The 26650-nt window shown below is 69.7% G+C and carries 22 protein-coding genes and 1 pseudogene; 10 read left to right on the top strand and 13 right to left on the bottom strand.

Annotation, left to right across the window (positions count from 1 at the left end; genetic code table 11):
- Window positions 1-73: 73 nt before the first annotated feature.
- From VGC13_RS16320 to mnmG, 3 genes are all read right to left on the bottom strand, one after another.
- On the bottom strand, window positions 74-979 hold the full coding sequence (locus VGC13_RS16320; protein ID WP_331126339.1) for a ParB/RepB/Spo0J family partition protein: 906 nt from the start codon (window positions 977-979) through the stop codon (window positions 74-76).
- Window positions 980-982: 3 nt separating this feature from the next.
- Entirely contained in the window at window positions 983-1801 is an 819-nt protein-coding gene (locus VGC13_RS16315; protein WP_331126338.1) for an AAA family ATPase, read from the bottom strand.
- Between the two features lie 388 nt (window positions 1802-2189).
- Window positions 2190-4097: a tRNA uridine-5-carboxymethylaminomethyl(34) synthesis enzyme MnmG gene (mnmG, locus tag VGC13_RS16310; protein ID WP_331126337.1), complete on the bottom strand. Its 1908-nt coding sequence runs from the start codon at window positions 4095-4097 to the stop codon at window positions 2190-2192.
- 428 nt (window positions 4098-4525) lie between these two features.
- On the opposite strand from mnmG, the gene VGC13_RS16305 reads away from it, so the two are divergent.
- Genes VGC13_RS16305 through VGC13_RS16290 form a run of 4 tightly spaced genes read left to right on the top strand, consistent with a single transcriptional unit; the run spans window position 4526 to window position 6463 of the window.
- Complete coding sequence (locus VGC13_RS16305) at window positions 4526-4924, top strand: hypothetical protein (RefSeq protein ID WP_331126336.1); 399 nt, start codon at window positions 4526-4528, stop codon at window positions 4922-4924.
- 18 nt (window positions 4925-4942) lie between these two features.
- The gene (locus VGC13_RS16300; protein WP_331126335.1) at window positions 4943-5401 is read left to right on the top strand and encodes a phage holin family protein; all 459 of its coding nucleotides are present in this window, start codon (window positions 4943-4945) and stop codon (window positions 5399-5401) included.
- Window positions 5398-6183, top strand: coding sequence for a hypothetical protein (locus VGC13_RS16295; RefSeq protein ID WP_331126334.1), 786 nt, complete (start codon window positions 5398-5400; stop codon window positions 6181-6183). Before VGC13_RS16300 ends, VGC13_RS16295 begins: the two co-directional genes overlap by 4 nt.
- A 4-nt stretch (window positions 6184-6187) precedes the next feature.
- On the top strand, window positions 6188-6463 hold the full coding sequence (locus tag VGC13_RS16290; RefSeq protein ID WP_331126333.1) for an acylphosphatase: 276 nt from the start codon (window positions 6188-6190) through the stop codon (window positions 6461-6463).
- A 358-nt stretch (window positions 6464-6821) separates the two neighbouring features.
- On the opposite strand, the gene mnmE is transcribed toward VGC13_RS16290, so the two are convergent.
- The 5 genes from mnmE to rpmH all read right to left on the bottom strand — a co-directional run bounded on the left by mnmE (window position 6822) and on the right by rpmH (window position 11106).
- Window positions 6822-8198 carry a tRNA uridine-5-carboxymethylaminomethyl(34) synthesis GTPase MnmE gene (mnmE, locus tag VGC13_RS16285; protein WP_331126332.1) on the bottom strand — a complete coding sequence of 459 codons (1377 nt, stop codon included), beginning with the start codon at window positions 8196-8198 and terminating at the stop codon, window positions 6822-6824.
- Between the two features lie 352 nt (window positions 8199-8550).
- Window positions 8551-10299, bottom strand: coding sequence for a membrane protein insertase YidC (yidC, locus tag VGC13_RS16280; protein WP_331126331.1), 1749 nt, complete (start codon window positions 10297-10299; stop codon window positions 8551-8553).
- A gap of 50 nt (window positions 10300-10349) precedes the next feature.
- Window positions 10350-10547 carry a membrane protein insertion efficiency factor YidD gene (gene yidD, locus VGC13_RS16275; protein WP_414682998.1) on the bottom strand — a complete coding sequence of 66 codons (198 nt, stop codon included), beginning with the start codon at window positions 10545-10547 and terminating at the stop codon, window positions 10350-10352.
- The gene (gene rnpA / locus VGC13_RS16270) at window positions 10544-10930 is read right to left on the bottom strand and encodes a ribonuclease P protein component (protein ID WP_331126329.1); all 387 of its coding nucleotides are present in this window, start codon (window positions 10928-10930) and stop codon (window positions 10544-10546) included. The genes yidD and rnpA overlap by 4 nt, the downstream gene beginning before the upstream one ends.
- Window positions 10931-10953: 23 nt before the next feature.
- A complete protein-coding gene (gene rpmH, locus VGC13_RS16265; RefSeq protein WP_331126328.1) occupies window positions 10954-11106 on the bottom strand; it encodes a 50S ribosomal protein L34 in 153 nt (50 codons plus the stop codon).
- A gap of 317 nt (window positions 11107-11423) precedes the next feature.
- On the opposite strand from rpmH, the gene VGC13_RS16260 reads away from it, so the two are divergent.
- From VGC13_RS16260 to VGC13_RS33660, 4 genes are all read left to right on the top strand, one after another.
- Window positions 11424-12146: a hypothetical protein gene (locus VGC13_RS16260; protein ID WP_331126327.1), complete on the top strand. Its 723-nt coding sequence runs from the start codon at window positions 11424-11426 to the stop codon at window positions 12144-12146.
- A gap of 299 nt (window positions 12147-12445) precedes the next feature.
- The gene (dnaA, locus tag VGC13_RS16255; RefSeq protein WP_331126326.1) at window positions 12446-13858 is read left to right on the top strand and encodes a chromosomal replication initiator protein DnaA; all 1413 of its coding nucleotides are present in this window, start codon (window positions 12446-12448) and stop codon (window positions 13856-13858) included.
- Between the two features lie 1073 nt (window positions 13859-14931).
- Window positions 14932-16047, top strand: coding sequence for a DNA polymerase III subunit beta (gene dnaN, locus VGC13_RS16250; RefSeq protein WP_331126325.1), 1116 nt, complete (start codon window positions 14932-14934; stop codon window positions 16045-16047).
- 109 nt (window positions 16048-16156) lie between these two features.
- Window positions 16157-18034, top strand: a complete 1878-nt coding sequence (locus VGC13_RS33660) for a YecA family protein (protein WP_331126324.1) — start codon at window positions 16157-16159, stop codon at window positions 18032-18034.
- 243 nt (window positions 18035-18277) lie between these two features.
- On the opposite strand, the gene VGC13_RS16240 is transcribed toward VGC13_RS33660, so the two are convergent.
- The 4 genes from VGC13_RS16240 to VGC13_RS16225 all read right to left on the bottom strand — a co-directional run bounded on the left by VGC13_RS16240 (window position 18278) and on the right by VGC13_RS16225 (window position 22902).
- On the bottom strand, window positions 18278-19909 hold the full coding sequence (locus VGC13_RS16240) for a PQQ-dependent dehydrogenase, methanol/ethanol family (RefSeq protein ID WP_349264228.1): 1632 nt from the start codon (window positions 19907-19909) through the stop codon (window positions 18278-18280).
- Between the two features lie 106 nt (window positions 19910-20015).
- Window positions 20016-20582, bottom strand: coding sequence for an MSMEG_3727 family PQQ-associated protein (locus VGC13_RS16235; RefSeq protein WP_331126322.1), 567 nt, complete (start codon window positions 20580-20582; stop codon window positions 20016-20018).
- 777 nt (window positions 20583-21359) lie between these two features.
- The gene (locus VGC13_RS16230) at window positions 21360-22304 is read right to left on the bottom strand and encodes a TIGR01777 family oxidoreductase (RefSeq protein WP_331126321.1); all 945 of its coding nucleotides are present in this window, start codon (window positions 22302-22304) and stop codon (window positions 21360-21362) included.
- 115 nt (window positions 22305-22419) lie between these two features.
- Window positions 22420-22902 (bottom strand): cupin domain-containing protein, encoded by a 483-nt coding sequence (locus VGC13_RS16225; RefSeq protein ID WP_331126320.1) that lies wholly within the window; start codon window positions 22900-22902, stop codon window positions 22420-22422.
- Between the two features lie 74 nt (window positions 22903-22976).
- Here VGC13_RS16225 and VGC13_RS33455 point away from each other — a divergent pair.
- Together VGC13_RS33455 and VGC13_RS16220 are read left to right on the top strand one after the other, a co-directional pair.
- Window positions 22977-23165 (top strand): annotated as a pseudogene (locus tag VGC13_RS33455) (dihydrofolate reductase family protein); the annotation flags it as partial.
- Between the two features lie 532 nt (window positions 23166-23697).
- Window positions 23698-24603, top strand: a complete 906-nt coding sequence (locus VGC13_RS16220) for a c-type cytochrome (RefSeq protein WP_331126319.1) — start codon at window positions 23698-23700, stop codon at window positions 24601-24603.
- A gap of 617 nt (window positions 24604-25220) precedes the next feature.
- Here VGC13_RS16220 and VGC13_RS16215 read toward each other — a convergent pair.
- Window positions 25221-26456, bottom strand: a complete 1236-nt coding sequence (locus tag VGC13_RS16215) for a L,D-transpeptidase (RefSeq protein ID WP_331126318.1) — start codon at window positions 26454-26456, stop codon at window positions 25221-25223.
- Between the last annotated feature and the right edge of the window lie 194 nt (window positions 26457-26650).

The following is a 26650-nucleotide window of genomic DNA, read 5'->3' as shown; positions in this document are numbered from 1 at the left end:
TGCGTGAGTGCGTTAGTGCGTGAGTGGTCGCGGCGGGATCACTTCCGCACTGACGCACTCCCGCACTCACGCACTATCTCCTGGCGTCCGGGCCCAGCAGCTGCTCAAGCACGCGGTCGAAGTCGTCCGCGTTCAAAAACGGGATCTCGATGCGTCCGGCGTTGTTTCCCTGCACGCGAATGCGCACCTGCGTGCCGAACGCGCGCTGCAGCTCCACCTCGAGGTGCCGGACGTGCGCGTCGGCGCGGGTGGGGGGCTCGGGGGCGTCCGCCGGCTTGGGCGCGGGACGGCGGTCGCGGACGCGCTCTTCCACCGCGCGGACGGTCATCCCCGAATCGGCGGCCACGCGCGCCAGATCCGCGATCTCGCGCTCGTCCTGCAGGCCGAGGAGCGCGCGGGCGTGGCCCATCAGCAGCTTGCCCTCGTCCAGCAGCCGGTGCACGGACGGGGGAAGGGAAAGCAGGCGCAGCAGGTTGGCCACGGTCGACCGCTCCCGCCCCACGCTCTCGGCCACCTCGGCCTGCGTGAAGTCGAAGTCGTCCATCAGCCGCTTGTACGCCGTGGCCTCTTCCAGCGGCGACAGGTCCGCCCGCTGCACGTTCTCGACGATGGCCAGCACCAGCATGGCCCGGTCGTCGATGTCGCGCACCACCACCGGCACGTCGGTCCACCCCAGCCGGCGCACGGCCCGCCAGCGGCGCTCGCCCGCCACCAGCTCCCACTCGGCCCCCACCACCGTGCCGTCGCGCGCGGGGCGCACCACCAGCGGCTGCAGCAGCCCGTTCTGGCGGATGGACTCCTCCAGCTCCGCCAGCTGCTCGGGGGTGAACTCGCGGCGCGGCTGAAACGGGTTGGGGGCGATGCGCGAGGTGGGGACGGTGGTCACCGGCTCGCCCGGCGCCGCGGCCGGCTCCTGCGTGTACTCGCCCAGCAGCGCGCTCAGGCCCTTGCCCAGCCGGGGCTTCTTGCTGACGGCCATGGGCTATTCCCCCGCCGCGACGGAGGTGGGCTCCGCCGGCGCGGCGGCGGCCTTGCGGCCCTTGCGCGCGATGAGCTCCTTGGCCAGCGCCAGGTAGCTCTTGGCACCCACCGACATCACGTCGTACAGCACGATGGGCTTGCCAAAGCTGGGCGCCTCGGCGATCCGCACGTTGCGGGGGATGGTGGTGCGGTAGACCTTGGGCCCGAAGTACTCCTTGGCCTCGTCGGCCACCTGCCGCGACAAGTTCAGGCGACTGTCGAACATCGTCAGCAGCACGCCCTCGATCTGCAGCGCTGGGTTCAGGTTCTTCTGAACGATGGTCACCGTGTTCAGCAGCTGCGACAGCCCCTCGAGCGCGTAGAACTCGCACTGGATGGGGATGAGCACCGAGTCGGCCGCGGCCAGGGTGTTCAGCGTCAGCAGGCCCAGGGAGGGCGGGCAGTCGATGAGCACGTACTCGTACTGGTCGCGCACGCTGTCCAGCGCCGCCCGCAGAATGTTCTCGCGCCCCTTGCGGTTCACCAGCTCCACCTCGGCACCGACCAGGTCGCGGGTGGCGGGGAGCACGTCCAGGCACGGAAAGTGGACCTGCGGGATCACGGCGTCGGCCGCCGTCATCCCGTCGATGAGCACGTCGTAGATGGAGCGCTCCACCTCGTCCTTGTCCACGCCCAGGCCGCTGGTGGCGTTGCCCTGCGGGTCCATGTCGATGACGAGCGTCTTTTTCTCGGCGACCGCCAGGCAGGCGCCCAGGTTGATCGCCGTAGTCGTCTTGCCGACGCCGCCCTTCTGGTTTGCGATGGCGATGATGCGCGACACGCTCGTCCTCACGGATGGGAATGGGTGGGGTGCGGAAGGAATATACGCGCGCGCGTGCGCGTGAGGAAAGGAGAAGAGTGCGGAAGTGCGGAAGTGCGGAAGTGCGGAAGTGCGGAAGTGAATGTGGAGCAGTGTTCCACGTGGAACACACGGATGACTTTCAGATCAGTTCTCCACGTCCGGCATCACACTGCTACCGCTTCGGGCGGGTCCCGGCACGCTTTGTGGGACTGTGAACGGCGATTTCGCGTGTAAATCGCATTAGCCGCATTTCAGTCCTCCGAACGGCCCGGTGGATTCGGCAGGTGGAGATCGCGTGATATACGCGAATCTCGAAAGCCGTGTTTGTTCGGTCTATATTCGGAAACTCGGCGGCCGACCGTCGCGCTCAGGCCGGATCCGCCGCCGCAGCGGCTGGGGCCCGGTCGCGGCGCTTTCGCACCTCCATCACCAGGTTCTGCAGGTCGCTGGGGCTCACGCCGGGGATGCGGGCGGCCTGGGCCAGCGTCGCGGGGCGAATGCGGTCCAGTTTCTGGCGCGCTTCGAACGAGAGCGACGCCAGCTCGGGGTAGGGAAGCACGTCCGGCAGGGGAAAGTCCGCCTGCCTCCGCAGCGTCTCGGCCCGGGCGCGCTCCTTTAGCAGGTAGCCCTCGTACCGCAACTCCATCTCCGCCGTCGTCAGCACGGCATCCAGCAGGTGCTCCTCCGCCTCCGGACCGCCGCCCACCGCGTCGATCAGCTCCCGCGCGGCGACGTTGGGGCGCCGCACCAGCACGGAGAGCCGCGTCGGCTCGCGGAGCGGGGGCGAGTCCGCGGCCTGCAGCACCGGGTTGGCCTGCGCGGGGCTGGCGTTCGTATTCCGCAGCCAGCGATCCACCTCTTCGGCCAGCCGCAGCCGCTGCTCCAGCGTGGCCTTCTGCGCGTCCGTCAGCAGCCCCCGATCCGCCGCCAGCGGGCCCAGCCGCTGCAGGGCGTTGTCCTGCCGCAGCGTAAGGCGGAACTCCGCGCGGCTGGTGAACAGGCGGTAGGGCTCGTCGGTTCCCTTGGTGACCAGGTCGTCGACCAGCACGCCCACGAACGCCTGGTCGCGCTCCAGCATCAGCGGCTCGCGGCCCAGCGCGGCAAAGGCGGCGTTGGCGCCGGCGACCACGCCCTGCCCGGCGGCCTCTTCGTATCCCGTGGTCCCGTTCACCTGGCCGGCCAGGAACAACCCGTCGAGCGCCTTGCACTCCAGCGACGGACGCAGCTGGTGCGGGGGGTAATAGTCGTACTCGATGGCGTACCCCACCTTGGTCATCCGCACGTTCTCCAGCCCCGGAATGCTGCGCAGCATCCGCAGCTGCACCTCGCCGGGAAGCGAGGTGGAAAGGCCGTTCACGTACAGCTCCGTCGTCTCCAGCCCCTCCGGCTCCAGGAAAACCTGGTGGCGCGGAGCATCCGGGAACTTGACGATCTTGTCCTCGATGGAAGGGCAGTAGCGGGGTCCGCGGCCCGAGATCTCGCCCCCGTACAGCGCCGAGTCGTGCAGGTGGCCGTGCACGATGTCGCGCAGCGGCTCGCCCGTCCACGTGATCCAGCAGGGAAGCTGCGGCAGCAGGGGCGCGCGCTCCCAGACGGAAAGGCGGTAGTCGGGGTTCTCGCCCGGCTGCACTTCCGTCCTGGAGTAATCCACCGAGCGCCCGTCGATGCGGGGCGGCGTCCCCGTCTTGAAGCGCGCCACCTCCATCCCCAGCGCCTCCATCTGCTCCGCCAGGCGCACGGACGGCGGGTCTCCCGCGCGCCCTGCGGGGACGGAGGCGGACAGGCCCACGTGAATGCGGCCGCGCAGAAAGGTGCCCGCGGTAAGGACCACGGAGCGTGCGTGGAACGTGTAGCCCGACTCCGTGCGCACCCCCGCGACGCGCCCGCCCTCCATCACCAGCGCCCCCACCATCCCCTGGACAAAGTGCAGGTTGGGGAGCCGCTCCAGCAGCGCGCGTGCGGCGCGGGGGTACAGGCCGCGGTCGCACTGCGCGCGCGGGGCCCACACCGCCGGCCCCTTGGAGCGGTTGAGCATGCGGAACTGGATGCGGGCGCGGTCCGTCGCCATCCCCATCACCCCGCCCAGCGCGTCGACTTCGCGCACGACGGTGCCCTTGGCCACCCCCCCGATGGCGGGGTTGCAGCTCATCTGGCCGATCCCCTCGAGGTTGGGCGTGACCATCAGCGTACGCGCGCCGATGCGTGCGGACGCCGCCGCCGCCTCCACGCCGGCGTGCCCGCCGCCGATCACGATCACATCGTAGCGCGTTTCCAAGGGACTGCGGTGCGAAAGTGCGAGAGTGCGGAAGTGCGAGAGTACGCGCCTCCGCGGATGCGGTCCTGTACATCGAGGTTGGGGGAGTGTTCCACGTGGAACATCTCAGGGAATAGGGAACAGGGAATAGGGAATAGCGGGCTGAGCCTTACTCGGCACTCGCCACTCGGCACTCGGCACTCGGCACTCACGCACTCCCGCACTCACGCACTCCCGCACTCACGCACTCACGCACTCCCGCACATCCACCCTTGGCATACCTGTTGCACCCCGGCGTGACCCCAACATTGGGAACCAGCAACAGGGAGGGGTAGATGCAGGATGATCGCAACAGCGGGACTGCGGGTGGCGGAACCGGAAGCGGGCTGGGTTCCACCGGTGGCGGACTCGGGTCCACGGGCGGCGGCACCGGGAGCACCACAGGCTCCATGGGCGGCGGCCTTGGCGGTTCTACGGCGGCCGGATCCACCGGCGCCTCGACCGGCGGCACGGGGACCATGGCGGGCGGCACCAACCGCGTGGGCGGGCTTGAGGAGCTTCAGGAGCGCGCCGACAACCTGATGGACCAGGCGGCCGAGCAGCTGGAGAACGTGGCCGAGAAGGTAGACTCGGTGGCGGGGCTGATCCCCAAGAAGGGGCTGGGCGAGCGGGCCAACACCTACGGCCACACCGCGGCCGACACGCTGGAGAGCGTTGCGCGGTTCCTGCGCGACAACGACGTCACCTCGCTGCAGCGCGAGCTGGGCGGGCTGGTGGCCACCCGTCCGCTGAGCATGCTGCTCCTGGCGGTGGGCGCCGGGTTCGTGGCCGGCAAGGCCCTGCGCTAACCGAAGGGAGAGGGCACAATGGCGGACCTGAACGTAACCCCGGGCCGGGCCGACGACGGCCGCGCCGCGGGCGGCGGTGATCCCGCGCTGGGCGACCTTTTCCGGCAGCTGGCGACGGACAGCGCCACGCTCGTCCGCCAGGAGATGACCCTCGCCAAGGCGGAGCTCAAGTCCAACGTCAAGAGCGTGGCGCGCGACGCCGCGATGGTGGCGGTGGGCGGCATTCTGGCGCTGGTGGGCGCGATCGTGCTGATCGCGTTCCTGGTGGTGGCCGTGGGCGACGCGCTGGACAACTACTGGCTGGGCGCGCTGATCGTGGGCGTCCTGTTTCTGCTGGCGGGCGGCATCCTCGCAATGAGCAGCCTGAAGAAGCTCAAGCACGAAGAGGTGGCGCCGACCCGCACCCTGGAGACCCTCAAGGAGGACAAGCAATGGCTGCAGAGCGAGATCAAGCAGGCGCGTCGGGACCTGGCATGAGCGGGAGCGGGCGCGATGCCGGCGGCCTGAACGCGGGCACGTCGGGCTCGGCCGCGATGGGCGACCGCGGGCTGGGGAGCGCGCAGGTGCACACCGGCCTGCACAGCGGCGGCGGCGACGAGTACTCCGGGCTGCAGTTTGCCGGGCACGAGTCGGGCGGCGGCGTCGCCGGCAAGGTGCGTGACGTGGCCGACACGGTCCGCGACCGCGCGGGCAACCTGGGCGGGCCGGTGCGCAACCTGGCCGGCAACCTGGGCGACGCGGCGGGCACCGTCCGTGAGCGTGCGCGCAGCGTGGGCGAGCGGGCCAGCAGCGCGCTCGAGAAGCGGGGCATGCTGGACCGCCTGCGCGACAACCCGCTGCCGGTGCTGGGCATTGCGTTCGCCGTCGGCTTTCTTCTGGCGGCCAACGACGAGGACGACGACGAGTTCGGCGAGTCGCGCCGGGGCCGCGCGCGCAGCGAGCTGCGCAGCGCCCTGATGGCGGGGGTGAGCGCGGGGATCGCGCAGGGCGCCCGCGGCTTCCTGAGCCAGGCCGGCTCGGAGAGCACCGGCTTCGTCAACACGCTGCTCGACAGCCTGCTGGGGCAGGGTGCCGGGTCCGGGTCCGGCGGGTCGCGGACGGGCGGGGGCACCGGGGGTGCCGCGCGCACCGGCGGGGGCTCCACCGGCGGCGCCCCGCGCGCGGGCGGCGGGTCCATGGGTGGAACGACGGGCGGCCGCACCGGCGCGTACACCGGCGGCGGCTCCACGCAGCGTCCGCCCAGCCACCAGGAATACTGACGGCATGGCGGAGGCCGGGTATCGCGTGACCGGCCGGGTGCAGGGAGTGGGCTACCGCTGGTGGGCCCGCTCCCTCGCCGTTCGCCTGGGGGTCAGCGGCACGGTGCGCAACCTGCCGGATGGCTCCGTGGCCGTGCACGTGCGCGGCGCCGACGACCGGCTTCGCCTGCTGGCCACCTCGCTGGCCGAGGGACCGGCCGGGGCCCAGGTCACCTCCGTCGATCCCATCCCGTTCTCCCCCGACGGCATCTCCGAAGGCGAGTTCTCCATCCTCCGCTGAATTTCCGAACAGCTCCCGTAGAAAACCGGCTTTCGACGTTCGCGACAGCCGCGCGATCCCGAAGCGGGGAATCCACCGCATCGTCCGCGGGGTCAAAACGCGGTAAACGCGAATTTCGCGCGTAATTTTCCCCCGCTGCTCCACCCGGCGCCGGGTGAACGCGTGATTTCTGGATCGGGAGTGATCGTCGCCTCCGAGGCGGCGTTGCGCGGGTCGGAGGCCCATGCCGGATCGTGAAAAGAAGGGTGGCACCCAGAGGACGCAGAGGCCACAGAGGAAACCCCTCTGCGTCCTCTGCGTGAGAATTGATCCTTTACCGGGGTTGGATCAGGCGACGCGGGGCAGGGGAGAGCCGCGGCTATTTGCCGACGCAGAAGGTGCCGAAGACGCGGTCCAGCACGTCGTCCACGCTGACGACGCCCACCAGGTCCTCCAGCGCGCCGACCGCCGCGCGAAGGTGGGTGGCGGCGAACTCCATCGGCACTCCGTCGTCCATGGCGGCCAGGAAGGCGGCGAGCTCGTCGCGGGCGGCGCGGAGGGCGCGGGCGTGCCGCTCGCGGGTGACCAGCGGCGCCTCGCCCGGCTCGCCCAAGATGCCGCCGAACGCCTTCGATAGAAGCGCGCGCCGCAGCTCCGGGATCCCGGCGCCGGTCGTCGCGGAGACGGTGGCAGTCAGGGTGGCAGATTCATCTGCGTCCGCGGCGGCATCCGGCTGACGGTCGGACTTGGTGCGGACGACGATGAGGCGCGCCGCATCCACCGAAGCCATGAACGACGCCTCGTCCGCATCCACCTCGCGCCCCAGCTCAATGCAGAACAGCACCAGGTCCGCGGCGGCAAGGTAGCGGCGCGCCACCTCGATCCCGATCCCCTCCACCCGGTCCATCGTCTCGCGCAGCCCCGCCGTGTCCACCAGGCGGAACGGGTAGCCATCGATGGACACGGAGGCCTCCACGGCGTCGCGGGTGGTGCCGGGGATGTCGGTGACGATGGCGCGCTCCGTTCCCAGTAGCGCGTTGAACAACGACGACTTGCCGGAGTTGGGGCGGCCGGCCAGCACGGTGAGCGCCCCCTCGCGCAGCAACTCGCCCTCGGGCGCGGTGGCCAGCAGCGTGTCGATGCGGGCGATGACGTCCGTGGCCGAGGCCACGATGCGCGCGGGCGGAACGGGCGGCTCGTCCTCTTCGGGAAAGTCGATGGAGTAGGCGATGAGCGCCTCGGTGCCGATGATGGCGTCGCGCAGCTCCGAGACGCGACGCGAGAGGCCGCGTTCCATCTGGTGCACGGCCGCGCGGTGCAGCGCGCGCGACCGCCCGTCGATCAGGTCGGCGACGGCTTCGGCCTGCAGCAGGTCCAGCTTGCCGTTCAGGTACGCGCGGCGGGTGAACTCGCCCGGCCCCGCGGCGCGCGCGCCGGCGGCCAGCAGCGCGTCCAGCACCAGCTGCGGCGTCAGCACGCCGCCGTGCGTGGCGATCTCCAGCATGTCCTCGCCCGTGTAGCTGGCGGGCGCGGCAAAGTACGTCACCAGCCCCCGGTCCAGCAGCTCGCCGCTCTGGGGATGGCGCAGTGCCGCCAGCCGCTGCGTGCGCGGCTGGACGTCGCCGATCCCCGGCGCGATCCGCCGCAGGACAACGAGCGCGTCCGGCCCGGAGACGCGCAGCAGGGCCACCGCGCCGCGTCCGGCGGGCGTCGCGATGGCGGCGATGGTGTCATCGGAAAGAGGAGAGACGGACATGCGGAGAAGGATGGGGGAAAGCACGGAACGGGGAAAGGTGGGAGGGTCCGGATGGAGTTCGGTTCAGGGAAGCAGGGGCGAATGAATTCGCTGCAACGACTCCACGAAGGCCGCCTTCGCGGACTGGAGGATGTGGAGGTGGGGCGGGCAGCCGTGCGCGCCTCCGGTTTCACATCGAGCCCCGCCACGCGCAGGAGGCCCGAGGTTCACCCCAAGCCCTACAGCCCGCGAAGGCGGACTTTGTGTGTTTGTTGCAGCGAATTCATTCGCCCTTGCCCGTTGCACAAAGCAAAAGCGCCCGCCCTCAGACGGAGAGCGGGCGCTTCGTTCTCATCAACCATCCCGGCCTGGATCAGCGGCGCTTGCCGCGGGCTCCGGGGGCGGCGTTGGGACGAAGGGCGGCCTTCTTTGCCGCGTCTTCCGCCTTCTGCTTTTCGGTGGCGCGGCGCCGCTCGTTGGCGATCAGCACCTGCTGGGGGAACGAGGCCACGTTGGTCGAGGCGTAGTACAGGTTCAGCCCCGACGGCATGACGAAGAACACGAAGCCCATCACCAGCGGCATGGTGTACATCATCATCCGCGTCTGCTCGTTCTGCTCCATCCCGCTCAGCTTGGTGCTCACGTACTGCAGCCCGAACATCGACACCATCAGGAACAGCGGCAGGATGTACCAGGGGTCCTGCAGCGACAGGTCCGGCAGCCAGCCAAAGCTGGTCCCCCGGAACTCGATGGCGCTCTGGAAGACGAAGAACAGCGTGATGAGCACGGGCATGGGGATGAGCAGCGGCACGCATCCCGACATCATGGAGAGGGGGCTGACGCCCAGCTCGGAGTAGACCTTCATCATCTCCTGGTTCAGCCGCGCGGGGTCGCCCGCGTGCTTTGCCTGCACCTCCTTCATCCGCGCCTGCAGCTGCGGCTGGATGGCCATGTTCTTCATCTGCGCGCGCATGGCCCGCGCGTTCAGCGGCCACGTGGCCAGCCGCACGATGATGCCGAACAGGATGAGCACCCACCCGTAGCTGAGCCCCAGGTCGTGCAGCGCCTTGAGCGCCCACAGCACCACCGCGGCGATGGGCCGCACCACGGGGCGCAGCCAGCGGTAGCCGTAGGGGTTCACCTCTTCGAGCTCGTGCCCCACGGCGGCCAGGCGGCCGTGCTCCTGCGGGCCCAGGTACGCCTGCATGCGGAACGCGCCGTCCGCCGGCAGCGCCTGCACCACCCGCCCGCGCGCCCGCGACGAATACGTCGTCTCGTCGCCCACCTTGTAGACGACGTCGCGCGCGGGCTCCATCTCCAGCCGCGAAAACCGCCCCTGGCCGGCCTGGATCAGGGCGATCAGGAAGTAGCGGTCCTTGATGGCCGTCCACACCAGCGGCCCGGCGGTGGTGTCGGGAAGCTGCACCTTGCGGATGGGGGTGCGCCGGATCTTCTCGCGGTCCCACCCCACGAACGCCAGCTCCTGTGCGCTGCCGTGCTTGGGCGAGTCGTGCGGCGCCAGCCCGGTGCCCAGCTCGGTGACCAGTTGGGCGCCCGCCGGAGCGCCCGCGAAGCGCCCCTGTACGTCCACCAGGTAGCCGTCGGCGCGGAAGGTGTAGGTGACCTCCTGCCGGATGGGGCCCGGATTGGACGAGACGAAGGTGAGCGTCTTTGGCGAGTCTCCCTCGCGCAGGTCGATGCCGACGGCGCTGGGGACGAAGGTGACGTTGCGGAAGTCCAGCGTGTCGCGGCCCACCACCAGCCGGTGCGCCAGCACGTCGCGCGCGCTGCGGGGAACCAGCTGCACGCTGCCGTCCTTTTGCACGTAGCTCTCGAAGCGCAGCAGGGTGGCCGCGTTGAGCGCCGCGCCGCGGGTGCTGAAGCGGTACTCGTACAGCGGCGAGCGCACCGTGACCGTGCGCTCGGGCGCGGTGCCGGCCGAGGCCACCGGGCCCAGGCGCGGCGCGGCGGCCGGCCCCGTGGGGGCGGGCGCGGCCGCGGTGGCGCTGTCGGCGCCGGCGGGGCGGATGGCCGGCTGCGGGGGCGGGAACATGAGGTTCCACCCGAACAGCACCACCGCCGACAGTACGAGGAACAGGACGAGCCGTCTGGTCTGGTCCATCAGCCGGGATCAACCATGGAAAATAGGTCAGGTCCCCGCCCCCGAGCGCGTCAGGGGACGGGGTCGAAGCCGCCCTTGCAGAACGGCTGGCACCGGGCCAGCCGCTTGACAAGCAGCCATCCGCCGCGGGCGGCGCCGTACTTTTCGATCGCCTCCTGCCCGTACGCCGAGCAGGTGGGATAAAAACGGCACACCGGCGGCTTGAGCGGCGAGATCCCCTTCCGGTAGAAGCGGATGGCCGCGATCATCGTGCGCGCGAGCACAGCTCCTCCGTAAGCGCGGCCACCTCGTCGCGCAGGTCGGCGAACGATGCGGTATAGGCCTCGGGACGTGCCCGCACCAGTACGTCGAACGGGGCGCCGCGGTTTCGCAGCGCCGGCAGCAGCACCGTGCGCGCCAGTTCGCGCAGCCGCCGCTTGAGGCGGTTGCGCAGCACGATGGTGCGCTTGTGCTTGGGCACCACCACGCCAAAGCGGGGAACGCCAGCGGGGGAAGGGGAGACGAACGCGTCCAGGTGGCGCGTCTTGCTCCTCTTCCCCCGTCTGAACAGCGACCGGATGTCGTCCGACGCGGTGATCCGGGTCTGCCGGGGCAGGCCGAACCCCGCGCGCGCGTCTGGCCCCTCGGCCACGGCGCGGCGCGGCGGGCCGCCGGTCAGTACTTGCTGGGAACCGTAACGGCGATCTTGTGCCGGCCCTTGCGGCGGCGGTTGTTAAGCACCTCGCGGCCGCCCTTGGTGGCCATGCGGGCGCGGAACCCATGCTTGTTGATCCGCTTGCGGTTGCGCGGACGATAACTCGGCTTCATCGGTCAAACCCCTATGGGTGCTGCGCTTCGGGCGTAGGAACGGCCTTGTGGGCTCGCGGCAAAGACAGTGAATCTAGCCAGAGAGCCCGATTCCGTCAATGGGACCGCCGCCGAGGACTTGGGATGAGCACAACAGTATGTCAGTCGGAGCTGCTGGTACGGCACGCAGCCGCTCTCTGAGAGAGCGGAAGACGCCCTTGCACGGCATGTTCTCTTTGTTTACTTTTGCGCCTTGAGCAAAAAAAGACCCCGGGTTCATCACCGACGCAGAGGTCGGGAGAGGAATAGCCCGGGGACAGTGCATTGAAGATACAGCCATGCCCGCAGACCGTCAAGACACCTATGCGCGCGCGATCCGGAAGGCCCTCTCCAACGAGCGGCTCGATGCATACGGCTTTGGGCGCACGGACGACGAAAAGATCGCGAATTATCTCTGGAACCTGGAGCTCTGTGAGTCGCTGTACCCGGCGTTGCACGGGCTGGAGGTGGTCCTGCGAAACGCAGTCTTCACCACCGGGGCTGTTGTCTTGGGCGGGACCGCCACACGCGACGTTCCCTGCTGGCTCGATGCCGACCCACCGATTATTCACCCTGATGATCAGCAGATGATTGCCGCCGCCAAGGCCCGGCTTCGGGAGCGAGGCCTTCCGCTGGAGCCTGGGCGGCTGGTCGCGGAACTCCGCTTCGGCTTCTGGACGTCGTTGTTCGATGTGCGTTACGAAAGGACCAGGGTACTCTGGCCGCGTCTGCTCGCTGCCCAGTTGCTCGATCCTTCATCGCCGCGGTCCATGCGATCGCGCAAGCAGCTTTCTCCGCTGCTAAACCGCATCAGGTACCTTCGGAACCGGGTGTTTCACCACGAGCCTGTCTGGCACTGGAGCAACCTTGCCGGTCAACACTCGCAGGCGCTTGATCTGATCGGCTGGTTCAGCCCCGCCTTTCGCTACACCCTGGAGCCCAACGATCGCTTTCCTGTGGTCTATGCCGCAGGTGCCGAACCCTTCCTCGAGCACGTGCGCTCGCTGACCATCAAGATCTGAGCCCTGTATCCGCGCTACGCAGCCAACGTCCGCAATTCAGGGCGGTGCCTTCAGGGGCGACGAACAGGGTCCAGTTAGACAATCCAGAGACTGTCGCAAGGATCTTTTCGGGGGAGCTTCGGACCTCTGCCACATCCGCAGGAGCGATCTTCCGGAGCAGCCGCGGGGCGTTGCGCAAGGGCCAGAAAAAGACGGCCAAACACAAGCGCTTACGTGGGCTTTCTTGACTTTTCCACACTCCGTTTCTACGTTGCCCGTGCCGTCTTGAAGGTCCTGCCGTCTTGCTGCCCGAGTTGTTGATGGAGCTCACCGCCGGGGAAATCTGGTCGCGCATCCTGGAGAGTGCCAAGACCGCGCTACCGGAGCAGGCATTCCGTACCTGGCTGGCTCCCACGCAGGCGGTGGCCATCTCCAACGACCTGCTCGTAGTCTCCACTCCCAACCCGTTCGCCGTGGACTGGGTGGAGGACAAGTACGCCGGCCTGCTCACCAGCATTGGCGAGCACCTGTTTGGCCGCCGGTTCACTCTGTCCGTCCAGTTCCAGGGAAACGGCAAGGCCGCGTCCGTGCCCCCCATCAACCTGGCGCCATCACCACCCCCGGCCGCCCCGGTGCGCTACGAGAGCGCCCCGGCGGTCCACACGAGCGCCGCCGGGGCCGAGAACGCGCGCCCGCTGCCCCCGCTGAACCCGCGGTACGTCTTCGACCGCTTCGTGGTGGGCAACAACAACCAGCTGGCGGCCGCGGCGGCGCACGGCGTGGCCGAGTCGCCGGCGCGGCTGTACAACCCGCTGTTCATCTACGGCGGCGTGGGGCTGGGCAAAACGCACCTGATGCACGCCATCGGGCACGCCATGCTGGAGCGCGACCCGGGGAAGCGGGTGATGTACCTGTCCAGCGAGCGGTTCACCAACGAGCTGGTGAGCGCCATCCAGGACGGCTCCATGGCCGAGTTCCGCCGCCAGTACCGTGCGTGCGACCTGCTGATGGTGGACGACATCCAGTTCCTGGAAGGCAAGGAGCGCACGCAGGAGGAGTTCTTCCACACCTTCAACGCGCTGCACGACGGCCAGCGGCAGATCGTGCTGACCAGCGACCGGCCCCCCAGCGCCACGGGGCTGGAGGACCGCCTGGTGAGCCGGTTCGAGTGGGGGATGGTGGCCGACATCAAGCCGCCCGACTTCGAGACGCGCGTGGCGATCCTGCGGCGCAAGGTGGAAGAGGACCGGCTCGACATCCACGACGCCGACGAGGTGCTTACCTTCATCGCGCGCAACCGCACGTCGTCGGTGCGCGAGATCGAGGGGGCCATGATCAAGCTGCTGGCCTACTCGTCGCTCACGCGCCGCCCCATCGACCTGGTGCTGGCGCGCGAGGCGCTGGGAACGGGGCTGGCGGGGAGCGACGGGGGCGGGTCCGGCGGCGGGCTTACGCCGCAGAAGGTGCGCGACCGGGTGGCCGAGGCGTGGGGCACCACGCCCGACGCGCTGCAGTCCAAGAAGCGCACCAAGGACCTCACCATCCCGCGCCAGGTGGCCATGTACCTGATCAAGGAGATGTTCGACCTGGCGCTGGTGGAGATCGGGCGGCTGTTCGGCGGGCGCGACCACAGCACGGTCATTCACTCCATCGCCAAGGTCGAGGAGGACATGGCCGCGGACGCCGGCTTCCGCCAGCGCGTGGGCGAGCTGCGGGATTCGCTGCGGGCGTAGAGAGAGGGTCGGGGAAGGGGCGGGCTCCTCCGGTAGGGCAAGGAGGGGCAAGGAGGGGCAGGGAAGAGGCTGCAGGGGCTCTGCTGAGGGTTGTGAGGCTCCAGGGGCTGCAAGGGCTGCAAGGGCTGCAAGGGCGAATGAATTCGCTGCAACAACTACACGATGTCCGCCTTCGCGGACAGGCGGCCCCGGCGGCAGCCGCGGAGTGGGGTGGGCGTGGCGGGGTTCGGCGAAGGCCGCGGCAGTGTGAGTCGGCAGGCAGAGGTGCGGATCCGGGGCACAGGTGTGATTCGGCGGGCAACAAGCGCGAGTCCGCTCCAGGAGCGAATGAATTCGCCGCTGGAAGATCGCGAAGTCCGCCTTCGCGGACTGTAGTCGAGATTGCGGGGCGCGGCGACGGAGTTCGAGGAGTGCCCCGGGAGCGGACGCGCAGGTGCGTGGGATGCCGCACACGGCCGGGCCGCCGAGTCCGCGCAGGCGGACTTCGCGCCGTTGCAGCGGCGAATTCATTCGCTCCTGCTGGCGGATTTGGGCCGATCCATCGGCATCGGAGGATGCGTGCGGGCCACGGCTCGCTTTCGAATCGACGCATCTGGAACGATGACAGAGCATCGGACGATGCACGTCGGCATCGGCTCACCTCGATCGCATCGCCGCTGGTGTGAGCGGGAGGTGCCGGCCGGGCGGAGGCCGATGTCAGCCCGGAAAATCGCGCGACGAAGAAGCGAACAAAGGGACGGGTGCTTGACAGGGGTGCACAAAGCCCGTACATGCGTCGGTGAGCGGCGTGGACAACCGGGTGGACAGTGTGGGGAGAAGTTGTGGGGAACGCGCCGGCGGTGTGGGTTCGTGGAGCGTCTGGGGAGAACGCGGGTTTCCCACAGGCGTTCTCCACACCGGAGGGAGGCGGCGCAGGTGGTTGCGGGACGCAGGGTTGGAGAGGGTGTTGAGGGCAGTTGCCCACGTTCCCACGCTCTCTACTGTTATTACTGATTTCTATATCTCTATGGGTGATAGTACAGTTCCCCGTGGAGAACCGGGTCACCCCCAAGCGATTCGCGGAACAGAACCGTATGCGATTCACGATCACGCGTGAGAACCTGCAGCAGGGGCTGGGGGCGGTGGCGGGGAGCATTCCGTCGCGCACCACCCTGCCCGTGCTCTCCAACATCCTCATCGAGGCCGAGGACGGCGGGGTGCGCATGAGCGGCACCGACCTGGACACGGCGGTCTCGGTGCGCGTGGCCGCGGACGTGGCGGAGCCCGGGGCCATCACCGCGCCGGCCAAGAAGCTCCAGGAGATCGCCCGCGAGCTCCCCGGCGTGGTGGAGTTCCACACGCAGGGCGACGCCATCCAGATCGTGAGCGGCCGCACCCGCTACCGGCTGAACGGCCTGCCCCGCGACGAGTTCCCCGCGTTCCCCCGGGTGGACTTCGGCGAGAGCTGGCGCGTGACCGGGGCCGACCTGCAGCAGCTGATCAGCTCGGTGTCGTTCGCGGCGTCGACCGAGGAGACGCGGCCCATTCTGAACGGCGTGCTCTGGCAGCTGGGCGAGGGCGAGATGCGGATGGTGGCCACCAACGGCCACCGCCTGGCCAAGATGACGCTGCCCGTCGAGACCACCGGCACCGACGGCACGCCGGCGGGCGACTTCATCGTCCACCCCCGCGCCCTGGCCCAGGTGCAGCGGCTGTTCCGCAAGGACGACACGGTCGAGGTGGGGCGCTCCGAGAACCACATCGGCTTCCGCGGGACGGACGTGCAGATCTTCACGCGGCTCATCGAGGGGCCGTATCCCAACTACGAGCAGGTCATCCCCAAGGACAACGACAAGCACATGGTGGCCGACAAGGGCGCGCTGCAGGCGGCGGTGCGGCGCATGGCCATCGTGGCGAGCGACCAGACCCACCGCATTCGCCTGTCGCTGGGCGGCGCCATGCTGAAGTTCGCCGTGGAGACGCCGGACGTGGGGACGGCCACCGAGGAGCTGCCGGTGGAGTTCGACGGCGATCCGCTGGAGATCGGCTTCAACGCGCAGTACCTGCTGGAGCTGCTGCGCTACATGCCGACGGACGAGGTGCGGATGAGCTTCAAGGCGCCCGAGCGCGCGGCGACGATGATGCCCATCGGCAACGAGGACACACCCGACTACCTGTGCCTGGTGATGCCCCTGCGCCTGCTGAGCTGACGCGGATGAGAGCACGCCGGGGATCGGACGGACGGAGCGGGGGAAGGCCACGGCGGCCTTCCCCCGCTTCCTTTTGTGCGCCAACACTGAACCAGCCACCGTACGAACGATGAAAACTTCGCGCAACGATCCGTGCCGCTGCGGCTCGGGAAAGAAGTACAAGGCGTGCTGCATGGGCCGCGACCAGGCCCGCGAGCGGGCGCGCTCCATCATCGGCGAAGAGGTGTTCGACGCGGCCGAGGCGGAGTGGATGGCGGCCGCGCGCACGGAAACGGTGTGGGCCGCCGACGTGGTGCCTGCGCCGGGGCTGGTTCGCGAGGCACCCGACGGGCTCTCGCTGGCGATGGTGATGGCGGGCGAATGGGCGGTTCACACCGACGTCCTCTCTCACCGGCCGGCGGGGGCCGCCGAGCGCGCCCGCGACCTTGCCGCGGTCGTGAACGCGGGGGCACGGGCGCTGGGCGTGCTCCCGGAGCGGGTGGTGGTTCCGTATCCGGACGTGGTGGAAGAGCTGGATCGCCTGCTGGCGGGGCGCGGGATCTCCGTGGGGTACGGCGATTCGGAGCACCTGGCCGAGGCGATGGATTCCGTGCTGGCGCAGATGGATCCCAGCCCCGCGCAGGGGCGGCTGGGCATTGCCCTGACCTGGCGCGAGACGGGAGCATCGGCGCAGGAGCTGGCGGACTTTCACCAGGCCGCGGCGGCGTTCTACGCGGCGGAGCCATGGAACGTGGACGAGGTGCCGGAGTCGTTGCTGCTGGAGTTCGCCGGCAAGGAGTATCCGTGGGGAGCCAGCCTGATGGGGGGCGGGGGCGAGAGCTTCGGGCTGGTGCTGCACTCGCGGCCGGAAGACCTGCGGGCCATATGGATGAGCGACGACCCGTCGTCCGCGTTCCTGGAGATGACCGGGTTCACCCTGACGGTGGACTTCGATCGCAAGAGCGAGCTTACGCGGGGAATGCAGCGCGAGGTTACGGCTGCCCGGTGGCCGATCGCCGGTCCGCACGCGTATCCGCGGCTGTTCGCCATGGATCTGCCCGGCCGGTGGATCACGGCTGAGGAGGTGCGGCTGGCGACGCTGGCGCTGCGTGCGGTCACGGTGCATGCACGCGGCGGCGATGCGCTGGCCGAGACGGGGGTTCGCCTGTCTGGCTTCGGCATGGAGGACGAGGAGAGCCGCCTGGAGTGGTTCCGCTTTCCGGATGCGGCCCGGCCGATCTGCGCGGAGGGCCCGGGCGCCGAACCCGGGGCCGGACTTCGCGCGTGGGACACGGACGAGCAGGGAGAGCAGGTGCAGGCGGTGGAGGAGGAGCGACTCGGGCAGCTTTCGGCGTGGCTGGCCGGGCGGGGGCGGGCTGACGTAGAGGTGGAGGCGGACCGGCAGAACGCACGGCACTGGACGGACTTTCTTGGAAGGACCCTGCCTGCCGGCGCGGTGACGGAGTACGACCTGCGCCTGTTCCTGTACTCTTATTATCCACAGAGGTCCGGCGCCACGATTGGCGCTACGCGTGAGCTGCCGCGTTCCATGCGCCTGATCGTGCAGTTTCTGGAGGAACGGGAGGGGATCCGGTATCCGTTTGCCGGGGCCGTGCTGAACGAGCTCGACGAGATCGAGGCGCGCGCCCGCGAAGAGCACGAGCCGCTGGAGGATACACTCAGGTTCCTGTCGTACGAGATCTACGATTACCTGGACACTCGCGTTCTGCTTCCCGTGATGGGGGAAGAATGGCCGGTCCTGACGAGCCTGGAGATCGCGCAGCTGCAGCGGGAGCTTCAGCGGCGCTGGCTGCTGTGGTTCGATGAGCTGGCGCGCGACGGAGAAACCGACCACGCGGTCTTCGAGTCCGAGCTTGAATCGCGTCAGCGCCAGTGGGAAAACACGCCGCATCCGCGGGTAGGCGGCAAGACCCCGAAGCAGGTGCTGATGGAGATGATTCTGCACGAGGAAGCCCTGGCGGCGGGGAGCGGCAGCGGGCAGACCTGATGACGTCTGCGCGCACGGGCAGAGATCGAGGCTCTCGTTCGTCGCGGTGGGGAATCGATCCAGGGATGGACAGTAGCCCGCCGAGTCCTTACATCTCGCGAATCCCCTTTCGAGCCCGTGAGCACAGGCGGCGAGTCGGCCGATTGAAAGCCGGATCGGATGGTGATATGGACGAGCGGGGGAGGGCACGTGCCTTCCCCCGCTCGCTCATGACGGCAATCCCGCCCGACTGCCGATCTCGATCTACGGCAGCGCGAAGACGTAGAGCGACGAGCCGCGCGGCGCGCCGAACATCTCCGGGGCAAAGCCTTCCAGCCACCCGCCCCACCCGGTGGGGACGGCGATGTACTGCGTGCCGTTTACGGAGTAGGTGATGGGGTTGCTGTGGATGCCGTTGCCGGTCTGGTACCGCCACAGCAGCTCGCCGGTGCGCGCGTGCCAGGCGTTGAAGTACCCGTTGGGCTCGCCCGTGAACACCAGGTCGCCGGCGGTGGTCAGCACCGAGGCCACCATGGGATGCGGCGCGCGCCACGACCACGCCTCGCGGCCCGTCATGGGGTCGATGGCCTTTACCTGCCCCCACTGCTCGCCCACCACCTCGGCCTCGCCGCCCAGGTAGTACAGCCCCTCGCGAAACTCCACGGGACGCAGCCGGAACTGCGCGCACGCCTCGATGATGGGCGCGTACAGCAGGCCGGTGCGCGGGTTGTACGCGGCGTGCGGCCACTCCTTGGCGCCCGCGGGCCCCGGGCAGATCTCCGTGCCCTCCGGCGTGGGGCGCAGCCGCGGCGTCACGGCGCCGTCGCGGGCGATGTCGCCCCAGGTGGCGCGGGCGAACGGGACCACGCTCACCAGCTGCCCATTGGTCCGGTCCAGGACGAAGAAGTAGCCGTTGCGGTCGAAGTGGGCCAGCAGCTTTCGCCCGTCGCGGTCGAAGAGGATGTTCTCGTTCACCCCGTCGTAGTCCCACACGTCTCCCGGGGTCCACTGGTAGTGCCAGCGGGTGGCGCCGTCGTCGGGATCGAAGGCCACGACGGAGCTGGTGTACAGGTTGTTTCCCGGCCGCTCGCGCGCGTCGAACACCGGGCCCGGGTTGCCGACGCCCCAGTAGACCAGGTCCAGCTCGGGATCGTACGTCCCCGTGATCCACGCCGTGCCGCCGCCGCGCTCCCAGGCGTCGCCGCTCCACGTCTCCGACCCCGGCTCGCCGGGGCGAGGAACGTTGTAGCGCCGCCAGCGCCGCGCCCCCGTCTGCAGGTCGAAGGCGTCGATGTGGCCGCGCACGCCGTACTCGGCGCCGGAGCTGCCGACGATCACCATGTCCTTGACCACCAGCGGCGCCATGGTCGCGCTCTCGCCGGCGCGGATGTCGCCCCACACCTGCTCCCACACCTTCTGGCCCGTGGTGGCGTCCAGGGCCACCAGGTGCACGTTCTGGGTGGCCAGGAACACCTTGCCGGCGGCCACCGCCACGCCGCGGTTCACGTTGCCGCAGCACAGGGGCACGTCCAGCGGAATCGCGTGCTGGTACTGCCACAGCACCTGCCCGGTGACGGCGTCCAGCGCCCACAGGTAGCCATCCCAGCCGCTCACGTACATCACCCCGTCCACCACGATGGGCGCGGCCTCGAACGAGTAGGTGGCCGGGGTGGCGATGAGGCCCACCGGCGCGAACTGAAAGTTCCACGCGGGGCGCAGCCGGCTCACGTTGCCGGCGTTCACCTGGTCTAGCGTGCTGAAGCGCTGCCCGTCGTACGCACCGTAGTAGGTAAGCCAGTTCTGCGGCTCGGCACGGGCGCGGGCAATGCGTTCGCCCGTGACAGTGGCCGCGACGTTGGGCGCGCCGCCGCGGATGGCCTCGTTCAACGCCGGCATGGGCGCGGCGGTGCGCGTGACGGGGTAGTTGGGGCGCGGGCTGGCGCACGCGGCCAGCGCCAGCGCCGTGGCGATAGGTAGTATGCGCATGTGCGGGCTCCTTGCGTCAGGGGCGGCGCTGGCGGGGACGGTCCAGCTTTGCTTCGGCCGGCACCTCGCCCTCCACCAGGATCAGGCCCAGCATGCCGCGCGGGGCGTGGTTGGCCACCGGGCAGCCGAACCAGTACATCCCCGGCGCGTCCAGGCGAATGCGGGCGCGGCCGCGCGTGGCGATGGGCAGCGTCATCGCCTGGCGGTTGCCGGAGTGGGGCAGGAAGACGGCGTGGTACGAGAACGGGTCCTCGTTCTGAAAGTCCAGCTCCAGCTCGCCGCCGGCCTTCATGACGATGATGGCCGGCTGCCAGATGTACTCGCCGGGCGGAATGCGCACGTGCTGCCGGTACACGCCGTCGCCGCCGCGCTCGGCGTGGCTCAGGCCGCCGTGGGCGAACAGGCGCGCCACGATGGCCTCGTTGGGGTCCTCGACGTCGGGCAGGTAGTTGACCAGGTTCACCATGCGCGGGTTCAGCTGGCGCAGCGCGCTGGGCCGCAGCAGCCGCACGTAGTTGCACCCGGAAAGCCCCGCCGCCAGCACGGCCGCCAGTACCGCCCGTCCCATCATCCGCCTTGTCATGCGCACCTCCTCAACCCACGGTTTCCGACGAGCGCCAGCACGTGTGATCCAGCCCGATCTCCCGTCCACAGCCGTTCGTTACAATCGATCCGGACGATTGTAACGACGCAGAGTCTTTGTCTCAGGTTTTGGTGCATGGCGGCAGGTGTCGTCGGCCATGGCTGAACTCGCGACGGCCGATCCGCATCAACTCTCTGCCCGCAATGCACTTGCTCGATTCGCAAGCACCGAAGCCGTGAATCGGGCGGGAGAGGTGTGCATCACACGTGCCCATCGGGTTACATCGGGGCGAAATCCTGCATGTAACAGATGCAGATCAGCAGTAGGATCTGTGCACGTAACGAGGAGGGGGCGGATGACGAACGATCGCCTGGCGCATCAGGAAGGTGCGCCGGGCAAAGGCTCTGCCCGCATACCCGAATCCGAAAACAAGCACTGATGCGAAGTCGGCGGACGGTGTCACGATTCTGAGAGGGTGTTGCTAAACCTCAAATCCATAACGAAGCGGTGACTTCCTGAGGGAGCGCATCACGTCCAACCAGAAGTCACACTACAGATAGCGCGCGACCGAAGGACCTCGTCTTGGTGGCGCAGGGGCCAGATCAGGGCACGGGACCCGCCCCGTCGTTCTGCTGGCGAGGTCCTTCGGTCGGCGCGAAGGTGCAGTGTACACGCGAGTTGCGGGGCGGCGCCTCCCTCAGGAGTCAATCACGCGCGGAGGTTTGGCAACACCCTCTCAGGATGACATCGTCCGGCGGGCACCGGTCTTTTGCGATATCAGCCGTTGCGCACGGCGGCGGCGAGGGCGGTGTCGAGGGTGGGGTGATGGAAAACGTGGCCGATCTCGCGCAGGCGGGCGGGCTCCACGCGCTGGCCGGCGAGCAGCGCTTCGTCGGCCATCTGGCCAAAGACGGCGCGCAGGCCAAAGCCGGGGACGGGAAAGAGGGCCGGGCGGCGGAGGGCGCGGGCCAGCGCGTCGGTGAAGTCGGCGTTGCGCGCGGAGCCGGCGACGGCGTTCACCGGGCCGCGCAGCCGCTCGTCGCGGAGGGCGCGCACGATGACCTCCACCGCGTCGTCCAGCGAGATCCAGGGCATCCACTGGCGCCCGGTGCCAATGCGCCCGCCCACGCCCATCTTGAAGGGCAGCATCAGCCGCTCCAGCGCGCCGCCGCGCGCCGACAGCACCACGCCGATGCGCAGCTTGACGACGCGGATCCCCGCGGCCTCCGCCAGCCCGGATGCGCCCTCCCAGTCGCGCACGACCTCCGCCAGAAAGCCGGTGCCGGCCGCGGACGACTCGTCGAGCGCTTCGTCGCCGCGGTCGCCGTAGATGCCGGTGGCGGACGCCTGCACCAGCACGCGCGGCCGCGGCGACAGCTGGCGGGCGACCGTCTCGGCCAGCAGGCGCGTGCCTTTTACGCGGCTGTCGCGAATGCGGCGCTTTTTCTCGTCCGTCCAGCGGGTGCCCACGTTCTCGCCGGCCAGGTGCACCACGGCGTCCACCCCCTGCAGCGCCGCCGCGTCGATGGTGCCGCGCTCCGGGTCCCACGCCACGTCCCCGGCGCCCGCCCCCGCGGCGGAGCGCACCAGCCGCAGCACGGTGTGCCCCTCGCGCCGCAGCCGCTCCACCAGCGCGGTGCCGATGAGCCCGGTGGATCCGCTGACCGCCACCCGCATGGGCCCCGGCGCGGTGGTGGTGGATGATGTGCCGGCGTCCGACATCTGCTCTCCCGGTTGTGAACCCTCGTCCCCTCCGCCCCCTCCCACGTGAGAGGATGATCATCGGCGGCGTATCATCATCCGTACCCGCACACATCGGCGGATCGGATCAACCGCGTCAGACCAGCGGCGCCAGCTCCGGAAAGCGCCGCCGCACCTGCTCGGCTTCGCGCGGATGATCGGCCAGCATGACAAAGTCCGCGAAGTCGAAGCCGGGCCCCACGGCGCACGAGACCAGCGTGTACGGTCCCGTCGTCCGCGCGGCCTGCCACTGGCCCGCCGGAATCACCCGCGCCGGCTGCGCGCCGTCCGCCAGCCCGCCCAGCAGCATCCGCTCGCACTCGCCCAGCGCCGCATCCATCCGGAACAGCTCCAGCGGCGCGCCTTCCACGTACATCCACGCTTCGTCCGAGGTGACGCGGTGCCAGCGGCTGTGGCCGTGCGCCTCCAGCAGAAAGTAGATGAGGGTGAGCGCGCCGCGGGCGGGCCGCCCGTCCTCCGGATGCACGGTCACCGTGGAGCGGTGGATCTCGCGGTAGTGCCCGCCCTCCGGGTGCGGCTGCAGGCCCAGCGTGCGGATGAGCTCCTGTGCGCGATGCAAGCGAGTGCGGGGTGCGGGGGAGTACGAACGTGCGGATGCGCCGTTGCACGCGAGCCCCGCAAACGCCGCACCGGGTCCGCCGACCAGACCTGGCGCAACACCTGACCGACCCTGGCCTTGTTGATGAGTATCGGCTCTACCTGCACCCGTTCGTGCTGGGTCGCGGCAAGCCGTTCTTTGCCGGCCCCCGGCCGCCGCTCCGCCTGGTGGCCAGCGATGGGGTTGGCGAGGACGTGATCAGGCTGACGTACGTTCCCGTCTGAGACGGTGTTGCTAAACCCCGAACTCGCAAGGAAGCGATGACTTCCTGAGGGAGCGCACCACGTGTAACCCGATTCCACACAACCGCCTGCGCGCGACCGAAGGACCTGCTCTCCGGCGAGGCGGGGCCGGCTCCATGCCGCGGGCCCAGCCCCGTCGTTCTGCTGGCGAGGTCCTTCGGTCGGCGCGAAGGTGCAGTGTACAAGCGAGTTACGGGGCGGCGCCTCCCTCAGGAAGTCAACCACGCCGGGAGGTTTGGCAATACCTCTGACCGCGACTGCACGTCCATCGCGGGTCCGCGCAGGCTCCGTCCCGGTGCGCGCAAACGTGCTGGCGCCAAGTGGATGAAGCTCGTTACAATCGGGGTGGGCCCGTCAGATTTTTCTTGACCGGCGCACCGCACGCGATTACCATGTGCCTCCCGGCGGCGCAGCAGCATTCCTCGCGCGTCGTCTTCCCACCCGCAGCTCCCCGGTGCCCGGCTCCTTCGCCGCGGCCCCTCCCGTCTCCGCACCTCTCCGGAGAGCCGTTCCCATGAAGAAGTGGATCAAGCGCATCGCCGTGGGCGTCGTTTCGCTCATCGTGCTCCTGGTGGCCGTCGTCTTTGGCGTAAGCGAGTCGCGCATGCGCCGCACGTACGACGTGGCCGCCGTCACCGGGCTGAACGTAACGAAGGACCCGGCCCAGATCGCCCGCGGCGAGCACCTGGTGAAGGCGGTGGCCAAGTGCGCGGACTGCCACACGGCGGACCTGGGCGGCAAGGTGTTCATCGAGCCCGGCCCCATGGGCACCGTGAGCGCCAGCAACCTTACCACCGGCAAGGGCGGCGTGCTGGCCGCCTACAGCGACGCGCAGCTCGAGACGGCCATTCGCCACGGCGTGCGCAGCAACGGCCGGCCGCTGCTCATCATGCCCTCGGACGAGTACCAGCACCTGGGCGACGCGGACGTGTCGGCCATCATCGCCTACCTGCGCGCGCTTCCGCCGGTGAACCGCGAGCTGCCGCGGACGAAGCTGGGCCCCATCGGCCGGGTGGTGGTCACCACCGGCGCGCCGATCATCCCGGCGGCGAACATCGACCACGAGACGGTGCCCGCGTCGCGCGCGGCGGTGCCGCCGGTGGGGCCCACCCGCGAGTACGGGCAGTACCTGGTGAGCGTGGGCGGCTGCCGCGGCTGCCACGGGCCCGAGCTGGCGGGGCAGGCCAGCTTCGAGCCCGGCGCGCCGCCGTCGGCCAACATCACGCCGGCCGGGCCCATGGGCCGGTGGAGCGAGGCGGACTTTGTGCGGGCCATGCGCACGGGTGCGCGGCCGGACGGCAGCAAGATCGCCGAGTTCATGCCCTGGCGCTCCATGGCTACCCACACCGACGACGAGCTGCGCGCCATCTGGCTGTACCTGCGCAGCGTTCCCCGCGTGGCGTCGTCCGCGAAGAGCTGAGGGTCGACGGCCGGACCCGGCGGACTGGATCCACGAACGAAAGAACCCGCGGCGAGCACCAGGCTCGCCGCGGGTTTTCGTCGGGCTTCAACGAGAGCGAGTGAACTCGCCGCAACGACAGCGGAAAGCCCCGCAAACCGCGCGGGGCTTCAACGGCGACACCGCGACACGCCGTGCGGCGCACACCCGTCGGCGAAGGCCAACATCGCGTAGTCCCAGCCGCGAATTCATTCGCCCGGCGGCCGGGCGCGCTGACTCCATGCTTCTCCACGCTGGGCCGCTCGCGGGAGCGAGTGAACTCGCCGCAACGACAGCGGAAAGCCCCGCAAACCGCGCGGGGCTTCAACCGCGACACGCCGTCGCGGCGCACACCCGTCGGCGAAGGCCGACATCGCGTAGTCCCAGCCGCGAATTCATTCGCCTGGGCTGCGGCGGCAGGATCCTGCCGTCATGCGGAGTTCCCGGGCGATGCCCGGGAAAGGGTTCCGCGCGAGGGGAGGGAGATTCTTCGGTCGCGCCAACTGGCTTCGTGGTTTTCCCAAGCTCCCGGCGAGGCGCTCCCTCAGAATGACAGGTGTTTTCTGAGGCTTCACCCGCGAGAACGCGGGTGAGGGCCCCTACCGCGCCGCCAGCCCCGTGCGCTCGCGGTAGGCGCCCTCGGCGGTCTGCAGGGCGTCCCAGGCGCGCAGGGCGGCGCGGCGCACGGCGGTGCGGGGCGCGCGGCGCGTGGGCCACGGCGCCGACACGCTGTTGGGATCGCCCGGGTACAGCGCCAGGCTGCTCTCCACGATGGCGCGCGCCACGACCGAGCGCGTGTCGCGGTCCATCCCCGCCATGGCCTCGAGCGTACGCAGCGGGCCCTGGTTGAAGGCATCGGCCAGGAAGGTGGCGTACTCCTCGCGCAGCGGCCCGGCGCCGATCTCCGTCACCCGCGCCAGCAGGCCCACCAGTGCGTCGTCGTCGCCTTCCCTGGCGCCGCGCAGCATCAGCACGCTGGCCACCTGGTGCCACTTCGCCGACGCGCCGCCGGCGGCCACGGCGGCGAACAGCTCGTCCTCCAGCCGCTCCAGCAGGGCGTACGTGTCTTCGCCCTCCAGCTCCACGATGAAGGGGTCGCGCGGCGGCGGGCCGCTGCGCCGGGCGCTGGACGACGACGGGCGCGGCGCGGGCGCGGGCTGCACGTTGCGCCCGCCGACGATGATGATCTCGGTGCCCACCTGCACGTTGTGGAACAGGCGCAGCGCGTCGGCGTTGGACAGGCGGATGCAGCCGTGCGACACGCGCTGCCCCAGCAGCTCGGGCTTGTCGGTGCCGTGGATGGCCAGCCCCTGGCCAATGAAGACGGCCGCGGAGCCCAGCCCGCGCGGAAAGCGGCGCGCGTCGGAGTCCGGCCCCGGCACGCGCAGGCCGTTCTCCAGGAAGTACCAGTCCGGGGCGATCCAGTCCGGCTCCAGGTCCTTGTAGGTGACGTGAAAGGTGCCCGTGGGTGTGGAGAAGTCCCACTCGCCGCGGCCGTTCTCAAGCCGCATTCCCGTTCCCGTGCCCACCGGCGCGGACCACAGCACCCGCCGCCCCTTCGCAAAGTGCAGCCGGTTGGCGTCCAGGTCGACGACCACCGCGTACCCGCCGCGCGCCAGCGCCGCCGAGCGCACCCGGGCCAGCGGGTTGGCCGACGCGGCCTGCGGGCGCTGCGTGGTGGTGGGGCGCGTCTGCGAGGGGCGCGTGTCGGACGGCCGCGGCTCCTGCCGGGTGCGCGGCCGCGGCGACGACTGCGCGTCCAGCTGGGCGGTGGCGACGGAAGCCGCCACCAGCGCCAGCGTGCCGGCGCGGCGGAGGACGGGGTTGATGCTCATGGTCCTGCACGACTTACGGGTGGCGGATCAAACGAACGTCCCCGGATCCATCCGGGCAATCCGCGTACCCGCCGCGCGCCGCCGATGTTTCGACGCGCCGTTTTCTCCGCCCCCGGTTCTCCCAGGCGCCTCTTCCTCTTTTCACGCGCATAAATTATCATGAAGTGGTAGCACACATGATGACGTCACCTTCC

It is taken from the genome of Longimicrobium sp. (assembly GCF_036399255.1).
GTDB lineage: Bacteria > Gemmatimonadota > Gemmatimonadetes > Longimicrobiales > Longimicrobiaceae > Longimicrobium.
The sequence above is the reverse complement of the archived record's forward strand: the minus strand, read 5'-3'. Positions and strand labels throughout refer to the sequence as shown.